The sequence below is a fragment of the Arthrobacter castelli DSM 16402 genome (assembly GCF_000430705.1).
Classification (GTDB): Bacteria; Actinomycetota; Actinomycetes; order Actinomycetales; family Micrococcaceae; genus Arthrobacter_C; species Arthrobacter_C castelli.
In genome coordinates, this window is sequence record NZ_AUMN01000035.1 from 1 (window position 1) to 24,649 (window position 24,649).

Annotated in this window: 27 protein-coding genes and 1 pseudogene; 15 read left to right on the forward strand and 13 right to left on the reverse strand. The window is 61.5% G+C overall.

Going from position 1 to position 24,649, the window contains the following annotated elements:
• Nucleotides 1-313 (forward strand): IS630 family transposase (locus H535_RS27060; RefSeq protein WP_035768248.1); only part of this gene is annotated, 313 nt, incomplete at its 5' end.
• 106 nt (nt 314-419) lie between these two features.
• Here H535_RS27060 and H535_RS28740 read toward each other — a convergent pair.
• The 3 genes from H535_RS28740 to H535_RS0120795 are packed head-to-tail and all read right to left on the reverse strand — an operon-like array spanning nt 420 to nt 5,274.
• Complete coding sequence (locus H535_RS28740) at nt 420-1,592, reverse strand: restriction endonuclease subunit S (protein WP_081416865.1); 1,173 nt, start codon at nt 1,590-1,592, stop codon at nt 420-422.
• Nucleotides 1,589-3,232 carry a type I restriction-modification system subunit M gene (locus tag H535_RS0120790; protein WP_026821063.1) on the reverse strand — a complete coding sequence of 548 codons (1,644 nt, stop codon included), beginning with the start codon at nt 3,230-3,232 and terminating at the stop codon, nt 1,589-1,591. Before H535_RS0120790 ends, H535_RS28740 begins: the two co-directional genes overlap by 4 nt.
• Entirely contained in the window at nt 3,232-5,274 is a 2,043-nt protein-coding gene (locus H535_RS0120795) for a hypothetical protein (RefSeq protein WP_026821064.1), read from the reverse strand. Before H535_RS0120795 ends, H535_RS0120790 begins: the two co-directional genes overlap by 1 nt.
• A 249-nt stretch (nt 5,275-5,523) precedes the next feature.
• Between H535_RS0120795 and H535_RS0120800 the strand changes: the two genes are divergently transcribed.
• Nucleotides 5,524-6,018: a hypothetical protein gene (locus H535_RS0120800; RefSeq protein WP_155838808.1), complete on the forward strand. Its 495-nt coding sequence runs from the start codon at nt 5,524-5,526 to the stop codon at nt 6,016-6,018.
• 21 nt (nt 6,019-6,039) lie between these two features.
• Nucleotides 6,040-6,669 carry an Rv1352/Rv1906c domain-containing protein gene (locus H535_RS28060; RefSeq protein ID WP_051299625.1) on the forward strand — a complete coding sequence of 210 codons (630 nt, stop codon included), beginning with the start codon at nt 6,040-6,042 and terminating at the stop codon, nt 6,667-6,669.
• Nucleotides 6,670-6,682: 13 nt separating this feature from the next.
• Here the strand turns inward: H535_RS28060 and H535_RS27075 are convergent, their stop codons facing one another.
• Nucleotides 6,683-6,988, reverse strand: a complete 306-nt coding sequence (locus tag H535_RS27075) for a hypothetical protein (protein ID WP_035770403.1) — start codon at nt 6,986-6,988, stop codon at nt 6,683-6,685.
• A 7-nt stretch (nt 6,989-6,995) separates the two neighbouring features.
• Between H535_RS27075 and H535_RS0120815 the strand changes: the two genes are divergently transcribed.
• The gene (locus tag H535_RS0120815; RefSeq protein ID WP_026821067.1) at nt 6,996-7,412 is read left to right on the forward strand and encodes a hypothetical protein; all 417 of its coding nucleotides are present in this window, start codon (nt 6,996-6,998) and stop codon (nt 7,410-7,412) included.
• 608 nt (nt 7,413-8,020) lie between these two features.
• Here H535_RS0120815 and H535_RS0120820 read toward each other — a convergent pair.
• Both H535_RS0120820 and H535_RS28745 read right to left on the reverse strand, forming a co-directional pair.
• Nucleotides 8,021-8,842: an SWIM zinc finger family protein gene (locus H535_RS0120820; protein WP_026821068.1), complete on the reverse strand. Its 822-nt coding sequence runs from the start codon at nt 8,840-8,842 to the stop codon at nt 8,021-8,023.
• Nucleotides 8,839-9,498: a Fic family protein gene (locus H535_RS28745; RefSeq protein ID WP_342667745.1), complete on the reverse strand. Its 660-nt coding sequence runs from the start codon at nt 9,496-9,498 to the stop codon at nt 8,839-8,841. Before H535_RS28745 ends, H535_RS0120820 begins: the two co-directional genes overlap by 4 nt.
• Before the next feature lie 410 nt (nt 9,499-9,908).
• Here H535_RS28745 and H535_RS0120835 point away from each other — a divergent pair, with 410 nt between their 5' ends.
• The 5 genes from H535_RS0120835 (at nt 9,909) to H535_RS0120860 (ending at nt 12,058) form a co-directional block, all read left to right on the forward strand.
• Nucleotides 9,909-10,268, forward strand: coding sequence for a hypothetical protein (locus tag H535_RS0120835; protein WP_155838809.1), 360 nt, complete (start codon nt 9,909-9,911; stop codon nt 10,266-10,268).
• A 213-nt stretch (nt 10,269-10,481) separates the two neighbouring features.
• Nucleotides 10,482-10,775: an antibiotic biosynthesis monooxygenase family protein gene (locus tag H535_RS0120845; protein WP_026821071.1), complete on the forward strand. Its 294-nt coding sequence runs from the start codon at nt 10,482-10,484 to the stop codon at nt 10,773-10,775.
• A 52-nt stretch (nt 10,776-10,827) separates the two neighbouring features.
• Nucleotides 10,828-11,271, forward strand: a complete 444-nt coding sequence (locus H535_RS0120850; RefSeq protein WP_155838810.1) for a hypothetical protein — start codon at nt 10,828-10,830, stop codon at nt 11,269-11,271.
• Between the two features lie 152 nt (nt 11,272-11,423).
• Nucleotides 11,424-11,645, forward strand: a complete 222-nt coding sequence (gene vapB / locus H535_RS30230; protein ID WP_026821073.1) for a type II toxin-antitoxin system VapB family antitoxin — start codon at nt 11,424-11,426, stop codon at nt 11,643-11,645.
• On the forward strand, nt 11,642-12,058 hold the full coding sequence (locus H535_RS0120860) for a PIN domain nuclease (RefSeq protein WP_211236659.1): 417 nt from the start codon (nt 11,642-11,644) through the stop codon (nt 12,056-12,058). The genes vapB and H535_RS0120860 overlap by 4 nt, the downstream gene beginning before the upstream one ends.
• A gap of 170 nt (nt 12,059-12,228) precedes the next feature.
• Here H535_RS0120860 and H535_RS27080 read toward each other — a convergent pair whose 3' ends face one another.
• The 3 genes from H535_RS27080 to H535_RS27090 are packed head-to-tail and all read right to left on the reverse strand — an operon-like array spanning nt 12,229 to nt 15,583.
• A complete protein-coding gene (locus tag H535_RS27080; protein ID WP_081416866.1) occupies nt 12,229-13,008 on the reverse strand; it encodes a GntR family transcriptional regulator in 780 nt (259 codons plus the stop codon).
• Nucleotides 13,009-13,031: 23 nt separating this feature from the next.
• A complete protein-coding gene (locus H535_RS27085) occupies nt 13,032-14,360 on the reverse strand; it encodes a dicarboxylate/amino acid:cation symporter (protein WP_081416867.1) in 1,329 nt (442 codons plus the stop codon).
• On the reverse strand, nt 14,357-15,583 hold the full coding sequence (locus tag H535_RS27090; RefSeq protein ID WP_051299627.1) for a MalY/PatB family protein: 1,227 nt from the start codon (nt 15,581-15,583) through the stop codon (nt 14,357-14,359). Before H535_RS27090 ends, H535_RS27085 begins: the two co-directional genes overlap by 4 nt.
• A 278-nt stretch (nt 15,584-15,861) precedes the next feature.
• On the opposite strand from H535_RS27090, the gene H535_RS0120880 reads away from it, so the two are divergent.
• The 5 genes and pseudogenes from H535_RS0120880 to H535_RS29220 all read left to right on the forward strand — a co-directional run bounded on the left by H535_RS0120880 (nt 15,862) and on the right by H535_RS29220 (nt 19,109).
• The gene (locus tag H535_RS0120880) at nt 15,862-16,668 is read left to right on the forward strand and encodes a sulfite exporter TauE/SafE family protein (RefSeq protein ID WP_342667746.1); all 807 of its coding nucleotides are present in this window, start codon (nt 15,862-15,864) and stop codon (nt 16,666-16,668) included.
• A 243-nt stretch (nt 16,669-16,911) separates the two neighbouring features.
• Nucleotides 16,912-17,316, forward strand: a pseudogene (locus H535_RS0120885) (oxidoreductase); the annotation flags it as partial.
• Nucleotides 17,317-17,528: 212 nt separating this feature from the next.
• Complete coding sequence (locus tag H535_RS29435) at nt 17,529-18,188, forward strand: hypothetical protein (protein ID WP_162144923.1); 660 nt, start codon at nt 17,529-17,531, stop codon at nt 18,186-18,188.
• Nucleotides 18,185-18,796 (forward strand): phosphodiester glycosidase family protein, encoded by a 612-nt coding sequence (locus H535_RS28070; protein WP_051299629.1) that lies wholly within the window; start codon nt 18,185-18,187, stop codon nt 18,794-18,796. Before H535_RS29435 ends, H535_RS28070 begins: the two co-directional genes overlap by 4 nt.
• 169 nt (nt 18,797-18,965) lie before the next feature.
• Entirely contained in the window at nt 18,966-19,109 is a 144-nt protein-coding gene (locus tag H535_RS29220; protein ID WP_155838811.1) for a hypothetical protein, read from the forward strand.
• 96 nt (nt 19,110-19,205) lie between these two features.
• Here H535_RS29220 and H535_RS0120895 read toward each other — a convergent pair whose 3' ends face one another.
• From H535_RS0120895 to H535_RS0120910, 4 genes are all read right to left on the reverse strand, one after another.
• The gene (locus H535_RS0120895) at nt 19,206-20,693 is read right to left on the reverse strand and encodes a sulfatase-like hydrolase/transferase (protein ID WP_026821077.1); all 1,488 of its coding nucleotides are present in this window, start codon (nt 20,691-20,693) and stop codon (nt 19,206-19,208) included.
• Nucleotides 20,690-21,565 (reverse strand): carbohydrate ABC transporter permease, encoded by an 876-nt coding sequence (locus H535_RS0120900; protein WP_035770407.1) that lies wholly within the window; start codon nt 21,563-21,565, stop codon nt 20,690-20,692. The genes H535_RS0120895 and H535_RS0120900 overlap by 4 nt, the downstream gene beginning before the upstream one ends.
• Complete coding sequence (locus tag H535_RS27100) at nt 21,558-22,538, reverse strand: carbohydrate ABC transporter permease (RefSeq protein ID WP_051299630.1); 981 nt, start codon at nt 22,536-22,538, stop codon at nt 21,558-21,560. The genes H535_RS0120900 and H535_RS27100 overlap by 8 nt, the downstream gene beginning before the upstream one ends.
• Nucleotides 22,539-22,624: 86 nt before the next feature.
• A complete protein-coding gene (locus H535_RS0120910) occupies nt 22,625-23,746 on the reverse strand; it encodes an ABC transporter substrate-binding protein (protein ID WP_162144924.1) in 1,122 nt (373 codons plus the stop codon).
• Between the two features lie 598 nt (nt 23,747-24,344).
• Here H535_RS0120910 and H535_RS0120915 point away from each other — a divergent pair.
• The coding region (locus H535_RS0120915; RefSeq protein WP_026821080.1) for a Gfo/Idh/MocA family oxidoreductase at nt 24,345-24,649 on the forward strand (305 nt) is incomplete at its 3' end.

Sequence of the window (24,649 nt, forward strand, 5' to 3'; positions counted from 1 at the left end):
CAACTATGCCACTCATAAGCACGCCGACGTCCGGCAGTGGGTTAAGAAGCATCCCCGGTTCCACTTCCACTTCACGCCGACCTCGTCGTCGTGGCTGAATCAGGTCGAACGCTGGTTCCGGGACCTTACCGAGAAGAACCTGCGCCGCGGGATCTTCCGATCAGTACCCGACCTCGTCGACAGTATCGGCCAGTACATGGAAGCGAACAACGAGGATCCGAAGCCATACGTATGGACCGCCACCGCAGAGTCAATCCTCGCGAAAGTCGCCCGCGCACGAGCCACGCTCACCGAACAGGCAAACCAAAACTGAGACGGACCACTAGTTGCTTAAACGTATCCGCCGGACCCGACATTTTTCCTGTGCGTCGTCTGTCCGCCCTGCGTGACTTGCTATTTTCACTGGTACGCTCCATGACTCAAACCGCTGCCGATATCAGCGTCTCAGCGTCCGCAATTCGGAGCCTGCCGGACATGAGGTGCGGGAGCAAGGCGTCACGGGCGCCTACTAACATGTTGTTCTCCATTCTGCGAGCTTCGGCGGCCTCGCCGACTCCCGTAATCTCGGCTCTCGTCCGATCATCCACAGCCCTCGGATCAATAACATGAGTTTCCAATAGATCAGCTGGCCGTACCCGTTGATGGCTTCCGGATGTGCCAGCAACTTTTGATTCAAGCGAGTGACCGAACACTGGCTGTCGCAACATCGACCAAAGGACCGACGTAGATGAGCAGGAAGGCTCCAATACCAAAAATTCTGTGGAAGCAAGCGCCGGGACATTAGGAACATCAGCTATATTCCAGACGCGAGGGAACCGCGGATTGAGCTTCGAGATAAGGACTGAAGGTTTATGTACTGCGAACTTGGAGCTCTTGATGTCCCCCGGCGCGGTGGTTTCCGGCCTGCGGTTCAAATCGTAGGCCGGCAAGCTATAGTGTGCGACGGCCGGGACGTCGGTATCCTTCGGCCTAATCGACTCTTTGTAATAGTTGCTGACCTCATTTAACGGCACAGTAATGGAGAAGGGCTGGAGTCTAGCAATGCAGAAGTCCTCAGCGATTGTTATCAATTTTGCATTGGCGGCGATCTTGTCGTCGATGGCACCGAGGATCTCAGCAATAGCTCGCTGTGTGTGGAGATCGGGAATCGAAAATACCCAAGAGCCCATAGTGGACAAGCTGATTCGATTAACCGTAGCGCCATGGATTGTATGTTGCTCTATGAGCCTTTGAAACTGAGGGCTCAGGTAGAAATAGAGCAAAAAGCGTGGATCCACAACATCACGATTTGGGCGGAGTAGTGCCATCCGGCGGCCTAAGCATGCTTCGACACCCGGCGGCATGAGGGCGGCTTCACCTAAGCGCGTTTCATAAGAGAACAGGAGATCGCCCTCCTCTGGAGTTACTCTCCGCGTCCACTTGGCGAAGTCGCCGCCGGATACGTGATCAGACTGGCTCAGATTGAGACGTCCGTTGCTGAGGCTCGAGATGTTTAGAAAGTAAGGTCCGTTATCAGTCCTCGTGGGTGTTGCATGAGGGCCGTCGAACAATTGCCCAAGGTCACTCCAAGAAACGTCCCTGTATTGAGTCATGACACCCTCCCCAACTGTTCACGCACCACGGTCGCCAGCCGCTCGGACTCGTCGAACTGCTCATACAGTTCTTTCTTCAACCGCTCGATCTTGTCCTCGATGGGTTCGCCATCGTCCTCAATCTCAGCAGCGCCAACGTAGCGGCCAGGCGTGAGTGCGTAGTCGGCAGCCTTGATCTCCGCGAGGGTGGCTGACTTGCAGAAGCCGGGGACGTCGTCGTAGGTCTCGGCAGGCTCGTGGTCTCGATGCGCTCGTTCCTCGCTTACTCGACCACCGGTTCCGCGCCAGGCGTGATAAGTGTTGGCGATCTTGGCGATGTCGTCGTCGGACAGGGCGCGTTCGGCGCGGTCCACCATGTAGCCGAGGTTTCGGGCGTCGATGAAGAGCACCTGCCCGGTCCGGTCGTGGGCGCCGCCGTCGCCCGCGGTTTTGTCCTTGGCGAAGAACCAGGTGCAGACGGGGATGCCGGTGGAGCGGAAGAGCTGGGTGGGCAGGGCGACCATGCAGGAGACGAGGTCGGCTTCGACGATTTCGGCACGGATCTGGCCTTCGCCGCTGGAGTTGGAGGACATGGAACCATTGGCCATCACGACGCCTGCGGAGCCTCCGGGTGCGAGCTTGGAGAGGATGTGCTGGATCCAGGCGTAGTTGGCGTTGCCGGCTGGTGGGACGCCGAATTTCCAGCGCGGGTCGGACTCGGAGCGGGACCAGTCCTTGATGTTGAACGGCGGGTTGGCCATGATGAAGTCGGCCTGCATCTCGGGGTGCTGGTCGCGGGCGAAGGTGTCGCCCCAGCGGGATGCGAGGTTGGCGTTGAGGCCGTGGATGGCGAGGTTCATTTTCGCCATGCGCCAGGTGCGCTCGTTGAGCTCCTGCCCGTAGACGGAGATGTCCGAGCCTTCCTTGTTGTGCGACTCGAGGAATTTCTCGGTCTGCACGAACATGCCGCCGGAGCCGCAGCAGGGGTCGTAGACGCGACCGTGGTCCGGCTCGAGCACCTCGACCAGCACGCGGACGACGCCGGCGGGGGTGTAGAACTCGCCGCCGCGCTTGCCTTCGGCGCGGGCGAACTTCTCCAGGAAGTATTCGTAGACCTCGCCGAGCAGGTCGCGGGCCTTCTTCGCGCCGTCGCCGGTGAATCGGGCGGAGTTGAACAGGTCCATCAGCTCGCCGAGCCTGCGCTGGTCCACGTTGTCCCGGTTATACAGCCGCGGCAGGGTGGCGGCCAGCGACGGGTTGGCGCCCATCAGCAGGTCCATCGCTTCGTCGATCAGCTGACCGATCGACTTGGCCGGCTGCCCGTCGGCGGCGGGCAGGCCCTTGGCGTTCTGCGCGAGGTAGGGCCAGCGGGCGTGCTCGGGAACCCAGAAGACGCCGCGGCCGGTGTACTCGTCGACGTCGTCAATCAGCTGGCCGATCTGCTCCTCGCTCAGCCCTTCGTCGGCGAGTTCGGCCTGGATCTGCTCGCGGCGTTCGTCGAACGCGTCCGAGACGTATTTAAGGAACACCAGCCCGAGGATCACGTCCTTGTACTGGGAGGCGTCCATGGAGCCGCGCAGTTTGTCGGCGGCCTTCCACAGCGTGTCCTTGAGTTCCTTCATGGTCGACGGCGCCGTGGCAGTCTTGGCTTGCGGCGGCATTAGCGGGTTCCTTCCGTTGGTGCATCTTGGTCGGTGGCGGCCGGGCTCCGGGGCAGCCGCAGGCCGCGCCCCGCCACGCCGTCTGTGATCAGCGTAGCGAGTTCGGCGAGCGAGTTGAGCCGGGATTGGGCCTGGGCACGTTGCGTTTCAATATCTTTCAGGGTTTCGGCCAGCGCGGTGCGTTCCCCGTCGGGGATGGTGCGCAGTGGCCAGCGCTTCCAGTCGTCGCCGGTGGCAGTGTTGATGTCGGCGGCGACGACGGCGGGGAGCAGCCCGCCGGGATCGGTCTGGTTGATCCGCAGCACCCGGGCGGGATAGACGACGACGGCGGACCCTTCCGGATCGACGACAGCGGCGGGTCGCGGGCCGGTGCAGAAGACGACGTCGCCGGGTTCGGTGCGACGCGCGGAGGGATAGTTGGCGGCGAGCAGCAGCTGGTCGATGTGCCGGGCGGTCGCTCCTTCGAGCAGTTCCGGCAACCCGATCACAGGCGCGCCGGCGGCGTTATTCAAGTCCGTATCCGCGATCCGGTTGCCGGGTAGGTACTTCAGTTGCCCTACTGCGAGTGCGCCGCCGACGGTGGTCAGCGGATTGCGGGCAGCTGGTGCGCCGGACTCCACCTCGAGTGCAAGCGGATCGGGCCTGTGGTTGTTCAGACTATCGGTGAGTTTTTCTATGCGGACGATGTCCCGGCCATCTGCGGCCGCTTGCGAAGCGGAAGGTGCAGAGGCCAGAGCACCGCGGGACGCGAGCAGTGACCGGGTGTGCACCAGCCGGGCGAAGCGGAACGAGTGGGCCCGGATCATACTGATCTCGCCCATCGAAGCGGCTAGGTCGCTGACCAGGTCGCTGACGACGTCGGGCGTTAGCTCGGTGCTGGACAGGTCCGCGACCATGGTCCACCGGTCCGCCGCGGGAACCGCCTCATATGCCGGGCCGAGGACCCACAGGGCCTGCGCCTGCCGGGGACGGCCCTTGACCAGCCCGCGGCTGAGCCGGACGACCGCGCGGACGCGGCCCATCCGCAGCAGGCCCGAGCGCAGCTCGTCCACCTCGCGGGTGGTAGCGTCGTCCACCAGCACGCCGGCCGGAGCGATGATCACCGCCCGTTGCGCGTCGTCCATCTGCAGCGCGGTGGTCTCGACGGCCGCGAGGATCTGCGGCGCGGACATCTCCGTATCGCCGGGCGGCGGGTACTGCGCGACGTGAACCACCGGACCCTCGAGCTCGAACTGCCCGGAATCGTCCACCCGCAGGGCCTGCCGCTGCACGTCGTGGACCCGCAGCCGGCGCCGCACCAGACGGGACGCACCGCCGTCGTCGTTCCTGGTCACCAGGGTGAGCGGCGCTGCCTCCTGCACCGCGGAGACGATCCCCATCAGCAGGTCGCTGCCACCTTCGGTGGTGTCGGCGAACAGCCGGCCCTCCGGTGTTTCGGTGGACAGTTCGACGGCGGCCGCGGCCACCAGTTCGATCGCTGTGTCCGTGAGGGCGACGTCGGATTGCTCGCGGATGCCGGCGCGGAAGCGGTTGCCCATCAGGTTCTCGAACGCGGCCTCCGTGCTGTAGGCGCCTTCGGCGAGCAGGTCGGCGTAGATGGCCAGGCTGCACAGGTCTTCGCCGAGGGCTTCGAGCTCGCTGTAGAGGAAGGTGTCGTCCGGGTCCGATTCGTCCGCCGCGTCCATCAGCTCGTCGGTGCTCATCATGCCGATCGGACTGCCCAGCAGCTGGCGCAGCATGAGCAGGGACGTGACGCCGTCGAACATCCTGGCCGAATTCGGACGGAAGTTCTCCATGAACGCGAAGGCGGAGACATCCTCGGCGGCGTGCGGGTTGTTGCCGCGGCCGGTGGCGGTGAGCCAGTCCAGGATGTGGGCGGCGTCGAAGAGTTCCTGGCCGTTTTCGACGGCGACAGGTCCCGGGAAGGGGGTGTCCGTTTCCTTGCTGCGGGAGCGCCACATCGACACCACCGGGCGCTGGACCTTGGTCAACAGCGCGATGTCGGCGAGGCCGATGCGCAGCTGGTTGCTGTTTACTGTCATGACCTCACCCCCAAATGGCTGTGCGTTGAATGCGCTCCAGCCTAGCCAGTAGCCAGTGTAGCTGGTCGGACACGCTGATAACCCGGGTTATCAGCTAATTCAGGTTGGGTGCCGGTCTGCCGGTTCTAAGTTTTGTGATGTCGGCCGGCACTTCAGGGGCCATCCGGCAGGTGAGGAACGGGAGACAAGTTGGGGGTGTTTCCCGCTCCTCACATTCAATCATCCGCATCAGCATCAAGGGGAAGCCCAATGACAACGCCAGACCAGCAACCTCCACACCAGCCTGGCCAGGGCCACGGGGAGGTGGCGGCAGCGGGGGCGATGCCGTCCCGCCCCGGCAAGGCCAGCGGGCGCTCGCAGCTGGCGTTCGCCGCCGTCGGACTTGGCGTTGGCCTGATTACCGGGCTGGCGCTGGGGCAGCTCGAGTTCGCCCAACCATCCAACGCCATCCCCGAGGCGGTTGAATCATGCGGGGTGCAGGACACCGCCGGCATCAATGTGGGCGACGGGGGACAGAGTATCTCCATGCAGTCCGAAGGCACGGAATCCGCGGGCGCTGCATACGTCGACGTCGCGTGCGTGCTGATGGAGCTGGAAACGACCGACAGCGTTATCTCGAAGATCGACAGCACCAGGGCTCTCGACGGGCGGATGACCGGACAGTGGGGTGAGTTCTCCGCCTCCTGGGGATACCACCCGGACAGCGGACTCGACATTGTCATTGAAGTTGTCGAAACCGACTGAACAACTCGCACGAAGGAAATCATGCTGAACCGAACCGAAACAGATCCGTTCGATGCTCCACCGGCCGGGAAGCGGTCGCGCACACCAATCTGGACGGCTGCCGCCGTCGCCGCCGCACTTGTGCTCTTTGCCGGTGGGGCAGTTACCGGCGCCAACGCCGTCGACCCGACCTCAAGCGAGGCCTACGTGGCGCTGGAGAAGGAACGCGGCGAAACCGCGGCCGACTTGAAGGCGCTGCAGGAGGAATACGACACCCTGGCCGGCGGCATCGGTGAACGCGAATCCGATGTCGCGCAGCGTGAAGTGGACGTGGCCAAATCCGAGGGTGAACTCGAGGAAGCTCAGGCCAAGCTGGAGAAGGCTCAAGCCAAGCTGAAGGAACGCGAAAAGGCGGTCGCCGGCGCCGAAGCCGAGAAGGCAGCCAACACCATCAGCGAAGGCACCTGGACGGTCGGGGTCGACGTTGAACCCGGAACCTACCGCACCACCGACGACGTCCGTTCGTCCTGCTACTGGGGTATCTACGTCAGCGGAACCAACAGCGAAGACATCGTCTCCAACGGGATTCCCGGGGGAGGGCGGCCCAGCGTGACCCTGTCCAAGGGGCAGGACTTCACCACCAGCCGGTGCGGCACCTGGGCCAAGCAGTAAGCAGCACCGCCGGCTATGTCGGGCACATTTCGAAGGGGAACATCATGAAGAAGTCACTCAGCACTTTCGCCATTGGCTGCGGGCTCGTCCTGGCTGCCACCGGTTGTTCGGTTGGCACCGAATCGGCCAGCTCCACTCCGGAGGTTACGCAGTCTTCGACCGCTCCTTCGGCGTCAGAAGCACCGGCATCGCCGGCGTCAGGACCATCGTCGCCCGCTCCATCGACATCGGCACCTGCTGCACCCGCGCCGTCGACATCGGCACCTGCTGCACCCGCGCCGTCGACATCGGCACCTGCTGCACCCGCGTCATCGCCCACCTCAGAGGTGGAGGAATCGCTCGCCGACTTTGGTCAAACCTGGGAATACGAGGACGGCATTGCCGTGACGGTCACCCATGAGGGCGAGGCGAAAGCGTCCCAGTATGCTGCCGGGGCGAAAGAAACCGGCGGACAGATGCAGGTTTTCAAGATCACCATCATGAACGGCACCGATGCGATTTTCGACCCGGTTGGCGCCTACACGACGGTCAACTATGGCGACAGTGGGCAAGTCGCCGAGCGGGTATTCGACATGGACCAAGGATACGGGGATATGTGGCAGGGAAAGATCCTGCCCGGCAAGAAGCAGTCACTGACCATGGCCTTCGCGGTCCCCACAGACGTCGCATCCGACGTGCTCCTGTCCGTTGCCCCGGGCTTTGACTACAAGGATTCGCTGTTCCACGGGACGGTGGGGAAGTAGGTGTGAGCGCACGGCCAATTGCGCCTACACGGGTATGATGAGTCAAGCATTCGCATCTTATTTGGGGGATTTACGTTGAACTTTCAGTACATCAAGCCTGCCGCTTACATCACTATTTGGGGAGCCGTTCTCTTTGGGGGAGGGGGAGCATGAGCGGGTTTCTTAGTTCCATGGCAATATCGGAACAAATATCGGCTGCCAGTTCTGCATTCAGAACATCGGACGCTGGCTCCATTTTTGGATTGGCGGCGTTGTTCGGGTTGGCGAGTATTGCCGGCTTCATACTGATGCTGGTCGGCGGACAGCGCATGGTCAGCCGTATCGACCAGCGATATGACGCATGGTTCTCCCAAATCCGGCCGATGGCTCCAGGAGGACCGCAGGGACAGCCCGCACGATACCCGATGCCCCAGCCAATGGCTCAGGCAACGCATCCGCAGCCAGCGCACCAGGACCTGCCGACGGAGGCTCCTCAGTACCGCCCTGGTTATCAACCCTCGCAGCAACCGCCTCGGAGCGGTCCTCAGTCCTAGCTTCCTCTCCGAGGGGATGTTTCCATGCCAATCGTCAGACGGCAGCGCGTCGAAAGACTGCGGGTTGAGTGAGCTTTACAGTGACCGATCCGCCGGATCCCGCAGGGCGGAGTAGACCGGGCGCAGGACCTCGACGAGCGGGCGCGAGCGGACGGTGATATCCACCGGCGGTAGCTGCTCCAACAGCGATGCACCGCCAGCAGGGCGCTTCAGCGCGGGGGCCGGCGTCGGCGATTCGAAGAAGCTATCAAGCACCTCGGTCAGGGGCGCGCCGGCACGCCCGTCATCGCCGCCGTCGTCGGCCGCGTTCATTCTGCCCAGCAAGTCCTCGCGTTCGCGGCCACGCCAGGCGAGAATCCGGAACGGGTCGTCATCGAATTGCTCGGCCAGCAGGTAAAACACGGCCGCCAGATGCTTGCACGGCACTTCCCAGTCGGGACAGCTGCAGTCAAGACTCAACTCATCGGCATTCCGAGGGAAGAGCGAGAGCCCGACGCCGGTGAAGATATCTTCGATGTCGGCGGGCATCTGCCCGGCCAGCAGGGAAGCCACAAACCAGGCGTTCGACGCGAGGGATTCCTCCACTGCGGCCCACTCAGCCTTGCCATATGCGGCGATTCCGATGCGCACCCGGTATGGCTTCGCACGGGATCCCTGTATCTTCGCGGTGACGGCACCGGCATCGATCTCGAGCGAGATGACCTGACCTCGGCGGGCGCAGCCGCGGCCGCGCTGCAGCCGCCCGCCAACGCCAAGGCCCTCCAATACTTCGATGAACCGTCCGGACCACCAGCTGGTTCCGATGGCACCGCGGACGCTGCGCGCCTTGACGCCCCCATCGACGCTGCGCGGCGTTGATGACGGGAAGAACGGCGAATCGTAGCGACGTTTACTCACCGACGGCCTCCTTGGATAGCGCGAACAGGTCGCGCAGACTGGCGGTCGACAGCTCCGTCAGCCACCCCTCGCCGTCGCCGACGACCAGATCCGCCAGCGCGGATTTCTCCTTGATCATGGTGTCGATCCGCTCTTCGAGCGTCCCCCGGCAAATGAACTTTCGCACCTGGACCCGACGTCCGACGTAGCACCGTATGGATGAGGGCCCGTCCGGTTCGGCCGTTGCCGTCGATGAATGGGTGGATGGTTTCAAACTGGACATGCGCGCCGGCCCGCACCGCGGGGGTTCCCTCAGTGGCTGAAATGAACCGTGCCAGATCTTCAACAAGCCGCCCGCCCTCTGATTCCGGTGGCGGCACAAATTCGGAGCGGAGGGGACTCCAGCCGGAACCGCCCACCCTGTTCTGCTTGGTGCGGAGCCCCTGTTCATGGGAGGGTTCGATGACATGCTGCAGGTGCTCGATGTCGGTAGTAGTGACGATGCGGTTCAGGTCAGCGAGTTCAGTTATTGAGTCCTCCGTCGCGCGAACATTAGCTACGACGTCGAGTGCGAGCCGACTGCCCTGCTGCAGTAGTTCCCCGACTGCCAACCTCTTCGGGGTGACACGGTTGCCCTCGATCCAGGACGAGGAGAGACTCTCCGAACGAATCAACAAATGACATGGTACGTACCCGTTTGGCGGTCCCGTCTGCTGAGGTGCGCGGCATCTTCTGGAGCCCAGAGCCGCTCAACATAGTAAGCCAGGCCGACACCTTCTAACCTCAACTCGGTACCCGGCTAATTAACTTTAGACTCCCTAGCCGTGATTGAGAGCGCCATGGACTGCTGTCGCTCGTCGCAAGCCTTGTGCTCTTTGCCGGGAGGGGCGTGACACCACAAATCACTTGCACCCGTTCAAGGTCACCATTCGGTATCAGAAACCTGCAGTGGCGGGAAATGTCGGCCCCGGCGTATAGGCTGAATCCAAAGCACAATGATTTGGGGATCATGATGAATACTCGGTACATAAAACCCGCCGCTCAGATGATGGTTTGGGGTCTCGTTTTGTTTGTCGGAGGGGCAGCTGTGAGCGGGTATCTCGGCATTTCGGGTTTGACCGGGATGGCCGCCCCAGGTTCTTTGGATCCCGGGATCTATTTCGTCGGGACAGTCATCCTTGGGGTAATCGGCCTGCTGGGATTCATCCTGCTGCTCGCCGGTGGATGGCGAATCGCCCATCGCATCGACGAGCGGTACGAGGCTTGGTACTCCAAGGCCCCGCAGATTGTTCCGGCCCACGAGGGGTCGGAAGAGGAGCTATCGCAGGCTGATCGGCTTCCGATGGGGGAGTTGCAGCGGCTTCCGCTGAAGCAGGCTCCGCAAATTTGGCCGGCACCGCCGTTGTCGCGGCTCCCGGAGCGGCGCTTGATCATCGTCATTTCCTGAGCGGCGAATTTAGGAAGGGGCGGCGTTGTGCGGTCGCCAGACTTCGAACGTGACGTTGGCATCTGCGAATTCATCTGGCGGTATCCATCATCGCGCCTGATCAGTGTTGACGCCGTCATGAGCATCAGAAATTGATGGCGGCTTATCGCCGCGTGGTCTCGGGATAGCCTGGAGAGGTAGCAGCCCGGATGTTCCGGGCCGGGAAGGAGCAACATGTCCGTCGTCGTTATCAATGCACTGAAGGTCCCCGCTGATGCCGGTTCAGAACTGGAATCCCGGTTCGCGGCTCGTAAGCATTCTGTGGACGGCTCTCCCGGCTTCGAGGGCTTCCAGCTGTTGCGGCCTGTCGCGGGCGATGACCGCTACTTCGTGTACACGCAGTGGGCCACCCGCGAGGACTTCGAAAACTGGCGCGACCAGCGCGCACCGCATGACCACTCAGCCAAGGAGCCGGTTGCCACCGGGATGGACCTGCTCGAATTCGAGGTCGTCGACCTAGGCGAATGAAGCCTTGGCTTGGGGGATACGGTGAGCGAATCACGTTGATTTGGGGGATCAGTTGAACAGTCGGTACACCAAACCGGCCGCACGGATTATGCTCTGGGGCGTACTCCTCTTCATCGTTGGCGTGATGGCGAGCGGTTACCTGAGTTACATGGGCCTCGTCGAACAAGTCTCGTCTCCGTTCGGACGCTCTGAGGCTGGCTCGTTCTTCGCCGCAGCGGCTGCTTCCGCCCTGGCCGGTTTGGTCGGGGTGATATTGGCGGTTCTTGGTGGTTGGAGGGCGGTTAGTCGCGCCGACCAGCGGTACGAGGCTTGGTTCTCCAACGATCGGGAAGAGGTGGCGGACCCACAAGGTGATCCGTCGGCGCAGTCTCTACCGGAACAGGTGGAGCCTTTGCAGGACCCACAACCCGTGCAACAGCAACAAGGGTATGCGGAGCAGTATCGCATTGCCCCGCCGGCACCGCAGTTGCCGCCCCGGCGCGACCCCCAGTCCTAACCCCTTCTTCAGCGGTCAGGAGACACTTCATCTCATGGCTTCCATGACTTCCTGCTCGATGCCTCCAGGACGAGAGGGTTTTCTATGGGTCAACGCGGTGCCTGATCATTCACGAGTCAAAGTGATAGCATTAGATATCAGAGGTGACTTCCATGACAGATGTACTGATCCGGAACGTGTCTGATGACGATCTGGCCCGCGTCGATAAGCATGCAGCCAAACTGGGCCTGTCGCGTGGCGAGTATCTTCGGCGGCGCATCGCCCAGGACGCCGGGCGGACTTCCGAGGCGGCGACCATGGCGGATCTCGAACGGTTCGCTTCCTTGAGTCAAGATCTTCGTGATGACGACGTCATGCGGGACGCTTGGACGTGAACGCCGGAGAAGAGTGGTTGATCGACAAGTCGGCGCTCGCGCGTATTCATGCGAGTCCCGATGCCGCTGCGTGGACCGGCAGAATTCAACGCGGCCTTGTGCGCATCACGGCGCCTACCCTTCTGGAAGTCGGATTTTCGGCGCGTTCAGAAGATGACTGGCGGACTCTGATTGACAGACCTCCAGTGGCACTTATGCCACTGGAGAGCGCCACGCCGCTTATTGAGCGACGGGCACTCGAAGTTCAACAACTCCTTGCTCATCGAGGGGCGCATCGAGCGCCCTCTGTTCCGGACCTGCTTATCGCTGCCACGGCAGAACTTGTCGGACTTACGATTCTGCATGTGGACAAGGACTTTGAGCTCATCGCTACTGTAACCGGGCAAAGCGCCGAAAGGCTGCGCGTGGAATAAGCTCCACGGGGCGGATTCCGCTCGGCGGCCCTTCGCTCCAGTAAGACTCGGCGCGCGTGCAATGACCACGCTGCCTTCTGGCGCGGACCTGATCAGGTATCCCGTTCTGTCCGGATCGCCAGGGTCAAATTTTCCTCCCTTCTGCGGGCTGAGGCCCAGGCAATGATTCGTCAGTCGTCGGCTGCGGCCGAGCCGTCTTTCGCCGGGCCGTCTTCGACCGGAGTGCTCGGGTACGAGGTAGTCACGGTGAAGCGATCGCCTCTGATCAGCGTCTCGCGCCATTCCACCGGTTTTCCTCCGGCGGTGCCGAGGCGTTCGATAAAGAACACGGCCGCCCCGGGGTCGCAATCGAGCAGTCGGGATTGTTCGTTGTTAGTTGTGGTCGCATGCAAGGTTTCTTGCCCTGCATTGAGGGTGATGCCGCATTGGTCGCGAAGTACTTGGTAGAGCGCCGTATGTCCCAGATCCGCTTCGAGCGCTGGGGAAGCCACTCCGGCTGGCAGCCAAACGTCGTCGACGGCTATGACATCGGCATCAGCGAACCGGGTGCGGCGGATAAATACGAGTTCGGTGTCGGCGCTCAGGCCCAGCCGCGCGGAGACATCTCCATCGGTGCGGAGTTCGGCTGTGTTCACTTTGCTGCGTTGCGTCATTCCGGTGTTTTCAACGGCCGCGAACAGGCTGTAGACGGGGCCGTAACGCTGTTCGTCGGAGACATTGACGACCGTCGACATACGCCCGCGGTGGGCCGAAATGATGCCGGCGCGACGCAGCGGGGCCAACGCAGCCCGTATGGTTGACCGGCTGACGTTGTAGTCGCGTGCCAACGCCATCTCGCCGGGAACCCCGGAGGGGAATTCGTCCCGTTCGATCCGGAGGCGCAGGTCATTCTGCACCGTCTGCCATAGGGACAGCTCGCTGTCCCTTACTACGTGTGGTGTACCTTCCACATTTCCCCTTATTCGTCTCGTCGCTAAGTCTCAACGCGAGAGTCCCGCAGGGACGCTACGTCCTCCCTGTCATCTTCTCGGGGCACAGACTCGGCCCTGCGGTGCACGGCGAGTCTCTTCCTTGTCTTGGCCTCGCTCTTATCAATGATATGGGTTCCGGCCAAGTCGCTGGTGACATTGAGCATCGTGGCCCCCATGCCCAGGATGACGTCGACGCCGGCGACGAGCGCCACGATGTCGATAGGCAGCCCGGCCTGAGTCAGCAGGATGGTCAGCCCGATGAGGCCGGCACCGGGCACACCAGCCGTACCGATCGAGACCAGGGTTGCGGTCAGCACGATGCCGATCAACTCTGGTACCGACATCTCGCGTCCGACGATGTTGGCGGCCAGCACCACCGATGCGCCGAGCCTGACCACCGCGCCATCCATATTCAATGTTGCCCCGACCGGGACCACGAACCCTGCGACGTCCTGGCGGACGCCGGCTTTCCGAGCGCAGTTGAGGGTAACGGGGATGGTCCCGGAGCTGCTCTGGGTGGTAAATGCAGTGAGCATGGCGTCGCGCGAGGTCCGGAAGAACCGCAGGATGCGCACCCGGTATATCAGCAGCAGGGGTATATACACCACCAGGATCTGCACCGCCAACGCCGCGTAGACGACGATGGTGAGCTTGCCGAGTGCAAGCAACGCTTCTCCGCCCTGGCTGCCGATCTTGTTGGCCACCAGTGCAAAGACTCCGATCGGCGCGTACTGCAGAATGGCACCGAGGATGCGGAATGTCAGCTCCTTGGCCGCCAGCACGATCTTCCGGAGTGTGGTTCCCAGGTCCGCGATGTCCTCGTCTTCGGAACGGGACATCTTTGCCATGGTCAGCCCAATGATCAGGGCGACGAAGATCAGCGCGAGGATCTTCCCCTCCGCGAGGGCGGCAAACGCGTTCTCGGGAACTATTCCCAGCAATTGTTCGACGAACGACGGTGCCTCCGGTGCCTCCGTGTCCGCATTCGGGAGGTCGAGTCCGCTCCCTGGTGCGACGGGCAAGGCTATCGCGAGGCTGATCGCCACAGCGCCGACCGTGGTGATGATGTAGTAAACGAAGGCCTTTGAGGCGATGCGGGCGACACTACCGGACCGGGTTGTGCTGACGGCGTCGATCAGGGTCACCATGATGATGGGCACGACGATCATCTGCAGTAAGCGAAGCAGCAGCTCCCCGGCCGGGGCGAGCACCGAGGCGTCATCGCCGAAGGTGAGTGCCACGATCAGACCGAGGACGAATCCGAGTGACATTTTAATGATGAGCGAAGCATCTCGGTAATACCGCCATGAGGCGCTCAGAACTCGTGTCATGCCGACTCCGCGTTCACCGTAGGCCTGGCTCCAGCGTCGGGCTCCGGCGCGGAGCCGGGCCTACGCCGCAGTGCGTCGCCCATGTTTTCCACAGCCTGCTTGAGGATCGGCGACGGCATAGCGAGGTTGAACCGAATATGGCCCGACGCGTTATCGCCGAAGAGCGCACCATCCGAGCATGCCACCGCCGCATGTTCCAGGAAGAATTCCGATGGGTGGTCACCGAGGCCGAGGTACCGGCAGTCGAGCCAGGCCAGATAGCTGCCTTCGGGCGGACGATAGCGGACTCGGGGTAGGTGCTCGGCAAGTAGGCCGGCCAGCTGCCGACGGTTGTCGTCCAGGTATGCGAGGACATCGTTGAGCCATGGGCGTCCCTCTCGGAAGGCCGCCGTCGAGGCGACAACACCCAAGTGGCCGACGCCGTGTTCGGCCATGAAGTTCACTTCGTCCCATTTTTGTCTGTCGGCGTCGTTGGTGAAGATCATCTGGGCACATTTCAACCCGGACATGTTCCAGGCCTTGGTGGCCGAGGTCAGCGTCACGGTATGAGCCGCAGCCACCGTGGACACTGACGCGTACGGGATATGGCGGTTCCCGGCGAAGACGATGGGGGCGTGGATCTCGTCGGAATAGACCCGCGCACCGTTCCTCTCCACGACGGCGGCGACATCGTGCATTTCCTCGCTGGAGTACACCTTGCCGATCGGATTGTGGGGGTTGCAGAAGACCAGGAGCCCGCCGCCGGACTTGAATGCAGCGTCGAGTCCGTCAAGGTCCAGTTTCCAGTCGTGGCCGTCGTCGATCATGGGGACCTGGATGATTTCCCGGCCCAGGGTAGCCGGCAGTTTCAGGAACGGCATGTGCGCCGGCGTGGGAAGCACGACGGCGGATCCGGGAGCCGAATAGTGGGTGATCGCCATGACCAGCCCGGTCAGTACGTCCGGGACCGGACGGATATCGGATGCGGGGACCTGCCATTTGTATGATTCATCAAGCCAGGTGGAGCAGGCCTGGGACATCGCTTCGACGGTCGTGGACGGTATGTATCCCAAACGTGCGGCATCCGACATCTCCTGCAGAACCGTCGATACCGGGGGTGCGGTGCCGAAGTCCATCTCGGCTACGAAGGCGCTGATCGTGTCGGGGTAGGCGCTCCACTTCTTGCTTCCGGCCTGGCGCAGCGCGTCTTCGGTGATGGCATCGAAGCCATGTTCCAGATTCATATGAATACCTCCGCATGTGTTGCTGATGAGCCAATGTGAATGTAAATGTACGTACGTTTAGAAGGGGAGACTACCCGGGTGATGGCGCTCACGTAAACACCCGACTTGTCATCGTCCCGAAAATGTACGTACATTATCTCGTAGCGTTGGCGGCCAAGGATGGTTGTCGTGGGCCGCAGCCCGGCCGCTGATGGCTTAACGCAGGCTCTACTGATCAGAAAGGCGCCGGAACTTAACCTGATGAAAATGCTGAACCGGATCGGTGAGAAGATTCATGTGTGTCGGCGGGGCAGCACACTGCGGCGCCGGTGGCGCTGATGGGGGCAACGCTCGGATTTGGCCTGGTGGTCGGCCTACTGCTGGGTCTGGTGGGCGGTGGGGGGTCCATTCTGGCGGTCCCCGCGCTCGTCTATGGCGTGGGCATGCCGATGGCCGGGGCTGTGCCCAGTTCCCTGGTGGTCGTTGGCGCGTCGTCGGCCGTGGGTGTATTGCCCCGCATCCGCCGCAGTGTTGACTGGCAGCTGGCGCTGATCATTGGTGTCACCGGAGCCCTCGCCGCGTTCGCCGGGGCCGCAGTGAACCGGCTGCTGGAGCAGCGAACCTTGTTATTGATCTTTGCCGTGATCATGGTGGCGGCTGGTATTCGCATGTTCCTACCCGTAAAGGCAGGACAGGCTGCGGATCGTTGCCACCCGGACGATATAGTCCAGTGGGGCCGCTTTCTGCCCAAATCCATTGCGACTGGTGTAGTTGTCGGCTTTCTAACCGGAATGCTTGGTGTCGGCGGCGGCTTTTTGATCGTGCCGGCATTAACTTTGGTGCTCGGTGTTTCCATGTCCGTCGCCGTGGGCACATCGCTGGTGATCATCGTCATCAACTCCATAGGTGGAGTCATTGCCCACGCTGGAGACTTCACGGTGGACTGGTCCCTGACCATTCTCTTCGCGATTGCAGCCATGGCCGCTTCCCTGGTGGGAAGCAGGATTGGACGATCACTGCCCGATAAGGTGCTCAAACGCGGATTCGCGACATTGATTATGGTCGTGGCTATCTTCGTGACCCTGAAGGTACTGCTGGGCGGATAGCGGTAGGGGAACAGCCCCAACTACTGCACTATGGCGAGCACTTTCTGGCGGCCCCAAAGGCAATGTTGCAGCAATAGGAGTGGGTAGCGACAAGCTCCTGGTTGGCTGCCGCAATCGCATTGGTGCGACGGGTGCTCACCCTTAAACGCCAGCGCTTGCGCATGTTCGAAGACTTTCAGCGTCGGGGTCTCCGCCGTCAATAATGCTGTGCGCATGTGCCGCGGCCAGGGGCGATAGCAGGCGGTGGGCGGAGAGGAAGACGTCCCTGGCCGCTGGGCAACGTTCTCGCTCATCGGCTCGTTGACGAGGTGGTCGCCGCGGAAGAAGTTCACGAACCCATCCAAACCTGCCGCTATGAGTCGCCTGCGAGCTGGTTCCAGAACCGAGGCTGGAGCGATCCAAACGCCCGAGACCCCTTACGCGGACAACATCAGGCAGGAAGTGGCCGAGCCAACCGGCGCTGCGGCCATCGCCGTCGGAACGATCTCCACCTACGACGACGTCAATTCCATTCTGCTGGCGGGCCGTGCGGACCTCATCGCGATGGGACGTACGTATCTCTACGATCCGCAGTGGACCTTGCACGCCGCCGCCGAGCAGGAATATCAGGGCGACGGTGCTCAGTGGATCCCGCAATTTCGCGCCGGCGGGGCAAGGCGATTTCGATCTGCCCTGTGCCCTTGGGTATAGGCCTGCTTCCCCGATTTCGGCTCAGTGCCTGAGCGACCGGGAGCGCCTACAGCTGGCAGTTGGAAGAGGATTCACCCCGGTTTTCGCCGGAAGCAACCGGAGTGTCACTTTCGGGTGAATGGATGGGACGCGTTGACTCGCATCTTTCGTCCATCCCAGGGGAACACGTCATGTCACTCTTTCACCGCCGCATGCTGGCCGCCGGGTTCGTCATTGCCGGCGTCGCCGTTACTAGCCCCGCCGTCGCCGCACCAATCGATCCGACGTCGTCTCCGGCCTCGCAGAACGGAAAATTTGAGCTGCTGAACCTTGGCGCCTCCGGCCTGACAGAGGTCCGCACGCAAACAGAGATTGTCGACGGCGTTACCCACACCCTCATCAAACGTGGCGACGAGCCTGCCGAAAAATCCGAGATCGGCACCACCCAGCAAGGCCCGTGGCGCATTAATGTGCTGACCATTGATCCTCGAGTGGCCAAGGGCAAGCTCGTCGCCACGCATGGCGAAGACATGGCCACTGCCGAGCGTACTCCGACGTTGTCGGAGTACGTGGCAGGCGTTGCCGGGGTCAATGCTGGATTCTTCACCTTCTCGGGCAAGTACCCGGGCGAGGCGGTCGGCTTGTACATCCACGAGGGCGAAGTGCTCTCGAAGCCCACCTTGGACTGGCGCGAAACCAGCCTCATCCTGTCCTCCCAGAACGACAAGGTCCGGATCACGAAGACCACGTGGGACGGCATCCTCACCAACAAGCGGACCGGTATGTCGCGCCCGATTCAGAACCTGAACCATCCGCCGCTCACGCCGGACGCGGGACCGAAGGCGATTTGAGCTTCTTCACCGACGAATTCTCCAACACGACGCCTGCACTTAAAGGCGGTTTCGAGGCTGTACTGAACAAGCAATATTGCGTCATTGGAACGAATACCAGCGGCCGTACGGCGCTTGCGGAAGACGAGTATGCGGTCCAAGCGACCGGTTCGGAAGCCGCTGCGCTCCGGGCGTTGGTCGATGGCGGCAACAGGTGCCCCGATTACGATAGCGAGCTGATTGACGAGAACGGCAAGCGGATCACGCTGAATAAGCACACCTACGCCGTCAACGGGCGCGTGAACCTGATCGACGACGGGGCAATTGTTGCTGAGCACCGCCCGGAGGATCCCTTCTATGTCCGCCACCCCCGCACTATTGCCGGAACTACAGAAGACGGCACGATCAAGTTCATCGTTATTGACGGTCGCTCAACGAGCAGCGTCGGCGCCACGATTCAAGAGAGTGCGCAGACTGCCCAGGATCTCGGGCTGGTGGACGCGATCAATCTCGACGGCGGGGGCTCTTCGACCATGTCGATCAAAGGAGACGTCGCAAACGAGCCGAGCGGTGAAACGCCCCGCAGTGTCGGTGACGCCTTGGTCTGGGTGCCGAAGAAGAACGAATAGCGAAGTTGGTTCTCTGCATCACTGGACAGCCAGCCGATAGTACAACTGCACATACCCTTTTGAGCGGTATGCACATAGTGTTCTTTTGAACCAGCGTCAGGCAGGAACCTCGGATGGCCCTGTCACCGATGCTGAATCATAGACGCGCCAGCTGTGAAAGGAGTCAGTGTTGACTATCGCCCAAATGACCACAGACCACCACGCTGCCAGGCAGGCCGAGGGGACGGCCGACGTCGTCGTGCTGGAAGATCTTTGCGGCGATGATTGGAGCTCTTTTCGTTGTCCCTACTGCCGGGGACCTGAAACCGACTGACCACTGGCACTGGCCGAATGAAGCCTTCGCGACTACGAGGCAAGCGAATCACTTGATTTGGGCTCGCTGTACGGGCAATGGCGCGCGGACTGAATCTCAACAAATGTCGAAGGCTTGTTGCCAGATGGCGTACTGACGTCCCCGCCCGTCCACGCTGCGGTCGTCGCCGGGCGAATCGAAATCCTCAGTGGGAGGATACGGATGCCAACCGCCGTCGTCCTGAAGCGCCTGCGAGAAGCCCTCTGTCCGGAGTCGCTCCCGTAGGCCGGTGCCCAGCTTTTCACCGCGGCCGAATAGGGGATCTGTTGGCAGCAGGGCAGTGAGATCGCCCTCGTCACGGTCCATTGCGTAGATGGCTTCACGATCGTCGCCGGCGCTGTAGGTGTATTTCACCGTTCCATCCATCGCTGCGTAAATTGAGCGGTCGCCGTGGCCGAAGAGACCAATCCAAGGCTCGGTCGATGCTGCAGCGTCACTGCGCGCAGCCGATAGCAGACTGTCTGAGCTGCCGCCCAATGATGGCAATCCCGCCGTCTCCAGAATGGTGGAGGACAGGTTGGCCAGGCCCGTCATGGAGTTCACCTCGGTGCTCTCCGGCAACGTTCCGGGCCGGGACAGAACCATTGGAACCTTCGCCGCAGAATCGTGGAAGCCGCGTTTGCCGTAAGCCCAATGATCGCCTAGATATTCGCCGTGGTCTGCGGTAAACACGATGAGTGTGTTGGACCGTTCACCGGAGCTTTCCAGCTCGTCGAGGATGGCTCCGATCCAGTGATCGACGAATGAAACGCTGGCGTAGTAGTAGGCGCGCATGGTGCGGATCAGGGTGGTGGGGATGTCCGGACTGGTCCATTTGAACCTGTGTTGGAGGCGGACATTGCGTTCCAGCCGGTTCAACTCTGGCTCGGCGCGCTTGGGGTCGCGCATCTCCAGCGGGTCGTACCGGTCGTACCAATTGGACGGTGGGTCGAAGGGCGGGTGCGGTTTGATAAACGAGGTCCAGCAAAGCCAGGGTTCGGGCTCGGACTTGCGTTCCCTGAGGAACTCGACGGTCTGCCGGCCGGTCCAGGCAGTGGTGTGCCGGTCGGGCGGCAATTGCGATACCTGCGGTTGGTAATAGAGCTCGTGACGGATGCCGTGCGGCTCTTTGACGTGCCCGTAACCGCCTTCGAGGAGATAGGTCAGGTAATCATCGTCCTGCGGTGATTCGGGGATCTCCTCGGAGAGCAGCATTTGATCCAGCCCATGATGCTGTCGGGGCGGCGAGAAGTGCATTTTGCCAATGGCCTGGGTGCGGTAGCCCGCTTGGCTCAGAGCTTTCGCGAAGGTTTCCGAACAGGGGTCGAGGGAGTCCTGGTTGTCCAGCACGCCCGTCTGGTGTCCGAGGCGGCCGGTCAGCATCGTGGCACGCGCGGGCACGCAGACTGGCGTTTCCGTGTAGCAATTCCGGAAGGAGACTCCACTTCGTACCAGCCGGTCAAGGTTGGGCGTGTAAATAGCCGGGTCGCCGTGGGCCGCGATGGCATCCCAACGGAATTGATCGGCCATCAGGACCAGGACGTTTGGCTTATCGGTCGTTGTCACTTCACGGCTCCTTGGGTCATTCCGCTGACCAGTTGCTTCTGCAAGAAGAAGAAAATGATGACGGCGGGGATGCTCACTAATACTGACGCCGCCATGACCAGTCCCCAGTCTGCCCCGTATTCGCCGAACAGGCCGGACAAGCCGACGGGCGCGGTCTGGAGCTGTTTCTGCGTCAACAGTGTCAAGGCCAGCAGGAACTCATTCCACGCGATCATGAACGCGAAAATTGATGCCGCTCCAACGCCGGGGAGCACCGCTGGAAGGATGATGCGGAACAGGATGTGCAAGGTTCCGGCGCCGTCGATTGATGCAGCTTCATCGAGTTCACGCGGGATGGAGTCCAGGAAACCAAGCAGGATATAGACACACAGTGGCAGCGATATAGCGGTATAGGCGATCACGATGCCGATTCTGGAGTTCAGCAATCCAAGCTGGGCGAAGATGGCGTACAGCGGTGTGACCAGGACGACGAAGGGAAATATCTGCGTCATGATAACCGTGACCAGTAATGCGCCACGACCGCGGAACCGCATCCGGGAAAAGGCGTAGGCGGCGGGCAACGCCAGGACCACCGCCATGAAGATGGCCGGCAGGGATACGATCACGCTGTTCATCAAGAAGGTGAGGAACTCGCTGTCCAAGGCCGCCGCATAGTTCACCAACGTCGGGTCTGAGGGCCAGAACCGTATCTCGTCCGTAAACAAGTCCGAACTGGTCTGCAGAGATGTGAAGATGATCCACCAGATTGGAAACAACACGATTGCCAGCGTGATGACGACCAGCGCCAGAACAATGACGTTCTTCGCCCTCTGAGCCGGCGTCGAACGCCGTGCTCTGGGGGTTCCTGCGGAAACCTTGAGTGCTTCAGCCATTTGTATCCGCACCTTTCCGGACGACGAACCGGTAATACGCCAGGGCAATCAGCGACATCACCAGGCTCATGATCACGCCGAACGCCGCTGCGCTGCCTATCTCGAAATTCAGGAACCCTTCTGCGTAGAGCTGGGTGGTCATCACCTGGGTGCTGTTGCCCGGGCCGCCTCTGGTCATCAGCCACACGAATACGAAGTTGTTGTACGTCCATATCGTCGTCAGCAGGGCAACCACGATGATGATGGACCTCAGCATGGGAAGCGTGATGTAGCGGAAGAGCTGGAAACCGGCGGCGCCGTCGATCCTGGCTGCTTCATACAGATCCTTCGGCACCATCTGGAGACCGGCGGTGAACATCAAGACGGCAAACGGCAGCTCGTTCCAGACAACGACAGAGATGATCGCCAACCATACGAATCCGGGCTCGGTCAGGAAACTGATTGGCTCGTCGATGAGTCCCGTGGCCACCAGCAGCTTGTTGATAATGCCGTATTGCGGTTCATACAACCAGGTGAAGATAGCGACGGCCACCACAGGTGGGATAACCCATGGGACCAGCACCAAGGAACGAACCAGTCCCACCAGACGCAGGCGATGCAGGATATCGGAGTTGTAGAGCACTGCCAGGCCCAGGCCGAACACGATGCGCAGTGCCACGGTAATGCCAGTGAGGATCACAATGGTGCGGAACAGTGTCTGATAGACGGCCGGGCGCGCGAGCCAATCGGCATAGTTGGCCAACCCGACAAAGGTGCCGCCCTGCATCATGGAAGCAAGTGCCACATCATGGAAACTGAGCCAAATGTTGTAGAGGGTGGGCCACAGGAAGACCAAGGCGAGCAACAGCAGGGCCGGTGCTATGAGCAGGTATGGCTCGAGCGCCTTACGCCGCCGATAGCTTTGGTCCGTACGTTGTTTGGCAGGCACCAGTGGCGCTTTCCGGGTCTGGGGAACAGAGGTCCTCAGCGTCATCGTCGTCGTACTCCAATGCTTAGCAATGTGTCCGAGTGCTCCCCGGCTGCACGCCCGAATAGACGAGTGTGCAGCCGGAATCAGGATCACACGTCGGCGATGGCCTCTTCCAGGATGCGGAGTATGTTCTCGGCCGCTTGTTCCGGCGTGGCCCTGTCGCTGAAGACGCCGGAGAGTTCCTGATTGAGGTTCTCGCTGACTCCGTCAACCGGGATTCCGGTCTTGACGTATTCAGCAAAGGTGCGTGCGTTGGGGAGCACTTCCTTGTATCCCTGCTCGGCGGGACTGAATTTCATCGCCTCGATCTTTGAATCCTGCGCCGGCCACCACGGGTATCCGAGTTCCTGGAAGAGCTTCTTATTCGTCATCCATTTGGCGAATTTGTACGCTGCCTCGGGATGTTCGGAGGCCGCGCTGACCGCAAGTGCTCGGCCGCCGAGGAAAGACGCCATGCCCGCCTCGCCTGCCGGCATCGGCGCCGACCTCATCTTCAGGTCGGGATTTTCACTGAGCAGGCTGCGATACGGGGCAATGGGGAGGAACGAAGCTGCGCAGTCGCCGCGCTGCAAGCCGCCGAGGAGCACCGGGCTGCCGTACTCAAGAACTGCCGCATTTGATTTTGGCGTCGCACCGCTGTCAAAAAATCCGTTGAAGTACTTGATCGATTCGGCGAGCTCCTGCTTCGTCATACCAGGTACCGGCTTGCCGTCTTCCATCTTGACGAAAGTGTCCCCGTTCGACCAGATATATGCATTCCATTGGAACCATGCGTTGGCTGCGTTGAAGCAGTACCCGGAAACATCGCCCTGGCTCTGCTTCGAGACTTGAGCGACCGACTTTTGGAAGCTTGCCCAGTCGGTTGTGTCCATCTTCACGCCGGCTTCCTTGAACACGTCGGGCCGATAAACGATGGTGCCGGTGTCCACCGTCCACGGCAACGCGTAGAGGGAGTCGTCGACGGTAGCCAAATCAGTGCCGATAAAATCGTCTATACCCTGTCCAGGAGGGTTCTTCTTGACGTATTCGTCCAGGGGAGCGAGTAAGCCAGCTTCCGCCAGGGAGGACGTCCACACGAACCCTACCTGGAGCACATCCGGCCCTTCCTGTGCCTGTGCCTCACGAGTGAATTGCGCGCGGGCGTCTTCCCATGACGCCTTTTGCAGCGTGACCTGAATGTCGGGATGGTTCTTGTTCCACAGCTTGACCATCTCCTTGACCCCGGTCGATTCATTGGCGGGATCCTGCTGCCGGAATACGAGTTCGACCGGCCCATCGCCCTCTGAATCCGATCCGCCGCCGTCCGAGCCCGAACACGCCGTCAAGGCCAGCAGTGGTACGACGGCCAGCGCAATGCCGCCGCGGCGCAGCCGTCCGACGCCGTTTCGTCTGGGTGCCGGCCGTGAACCCGACTGTGAACCTGGCTGCGAACCCGGCTGTGAACCTGGTCGGGGTTCCGGATTTGGTGGAAATGCCGAGATATTCATCTTCTCTCCTCGTTTGCGTTGGGAGTCGCCCGGCTGATCCGCAGGTTTTCGCTCATCTGATAGGTGCTTCAGTTCGGCCCGGCCGGACGAATGGGCTGATCGCGGTGTGATCCAGCCGACATTGAACGTAAATTTACACGTGAAACATAACCCTCGCAAGGGTCACAATTAGAGTTTTTACCGACATTGCTTTGGCTATTGTGGCCTCGATGTTTCTCGAGTAAATTGTGACCCTAACCGGCGGATGGTTGAAGCATGCGTCGAGATGCGGCCTGTGCTGCGATCCGGGCCAGGCCGGAACCACTTCAGAGAGGAACAGATCATGGCCGTGTCGATCGGCATTCTTGGAGCCGGCCAGTTTGCCGGAACGTTTGCGAAGCTGTTCAGGCTGCATCCGGGTGTGGGGAAGATGCTGGTCAGTGATATCGAACCTGGCCGGGCGGAGGAACTGCGCCAAAGCGCCGGTCTTGATGGTGCGGTTGCCGATTTTGAGGCGTTGTTGGCCAGTGATGTGGAGGCTGTCGCCATCTTCACCCAGCGGTGGACGCATGGGCCGTTGGTGGTGCGGGCGCTGCGGGCGGGTAAGCATGTGTATTCGGCGGTGCCGATGGCGGTGACCGAGGCAGA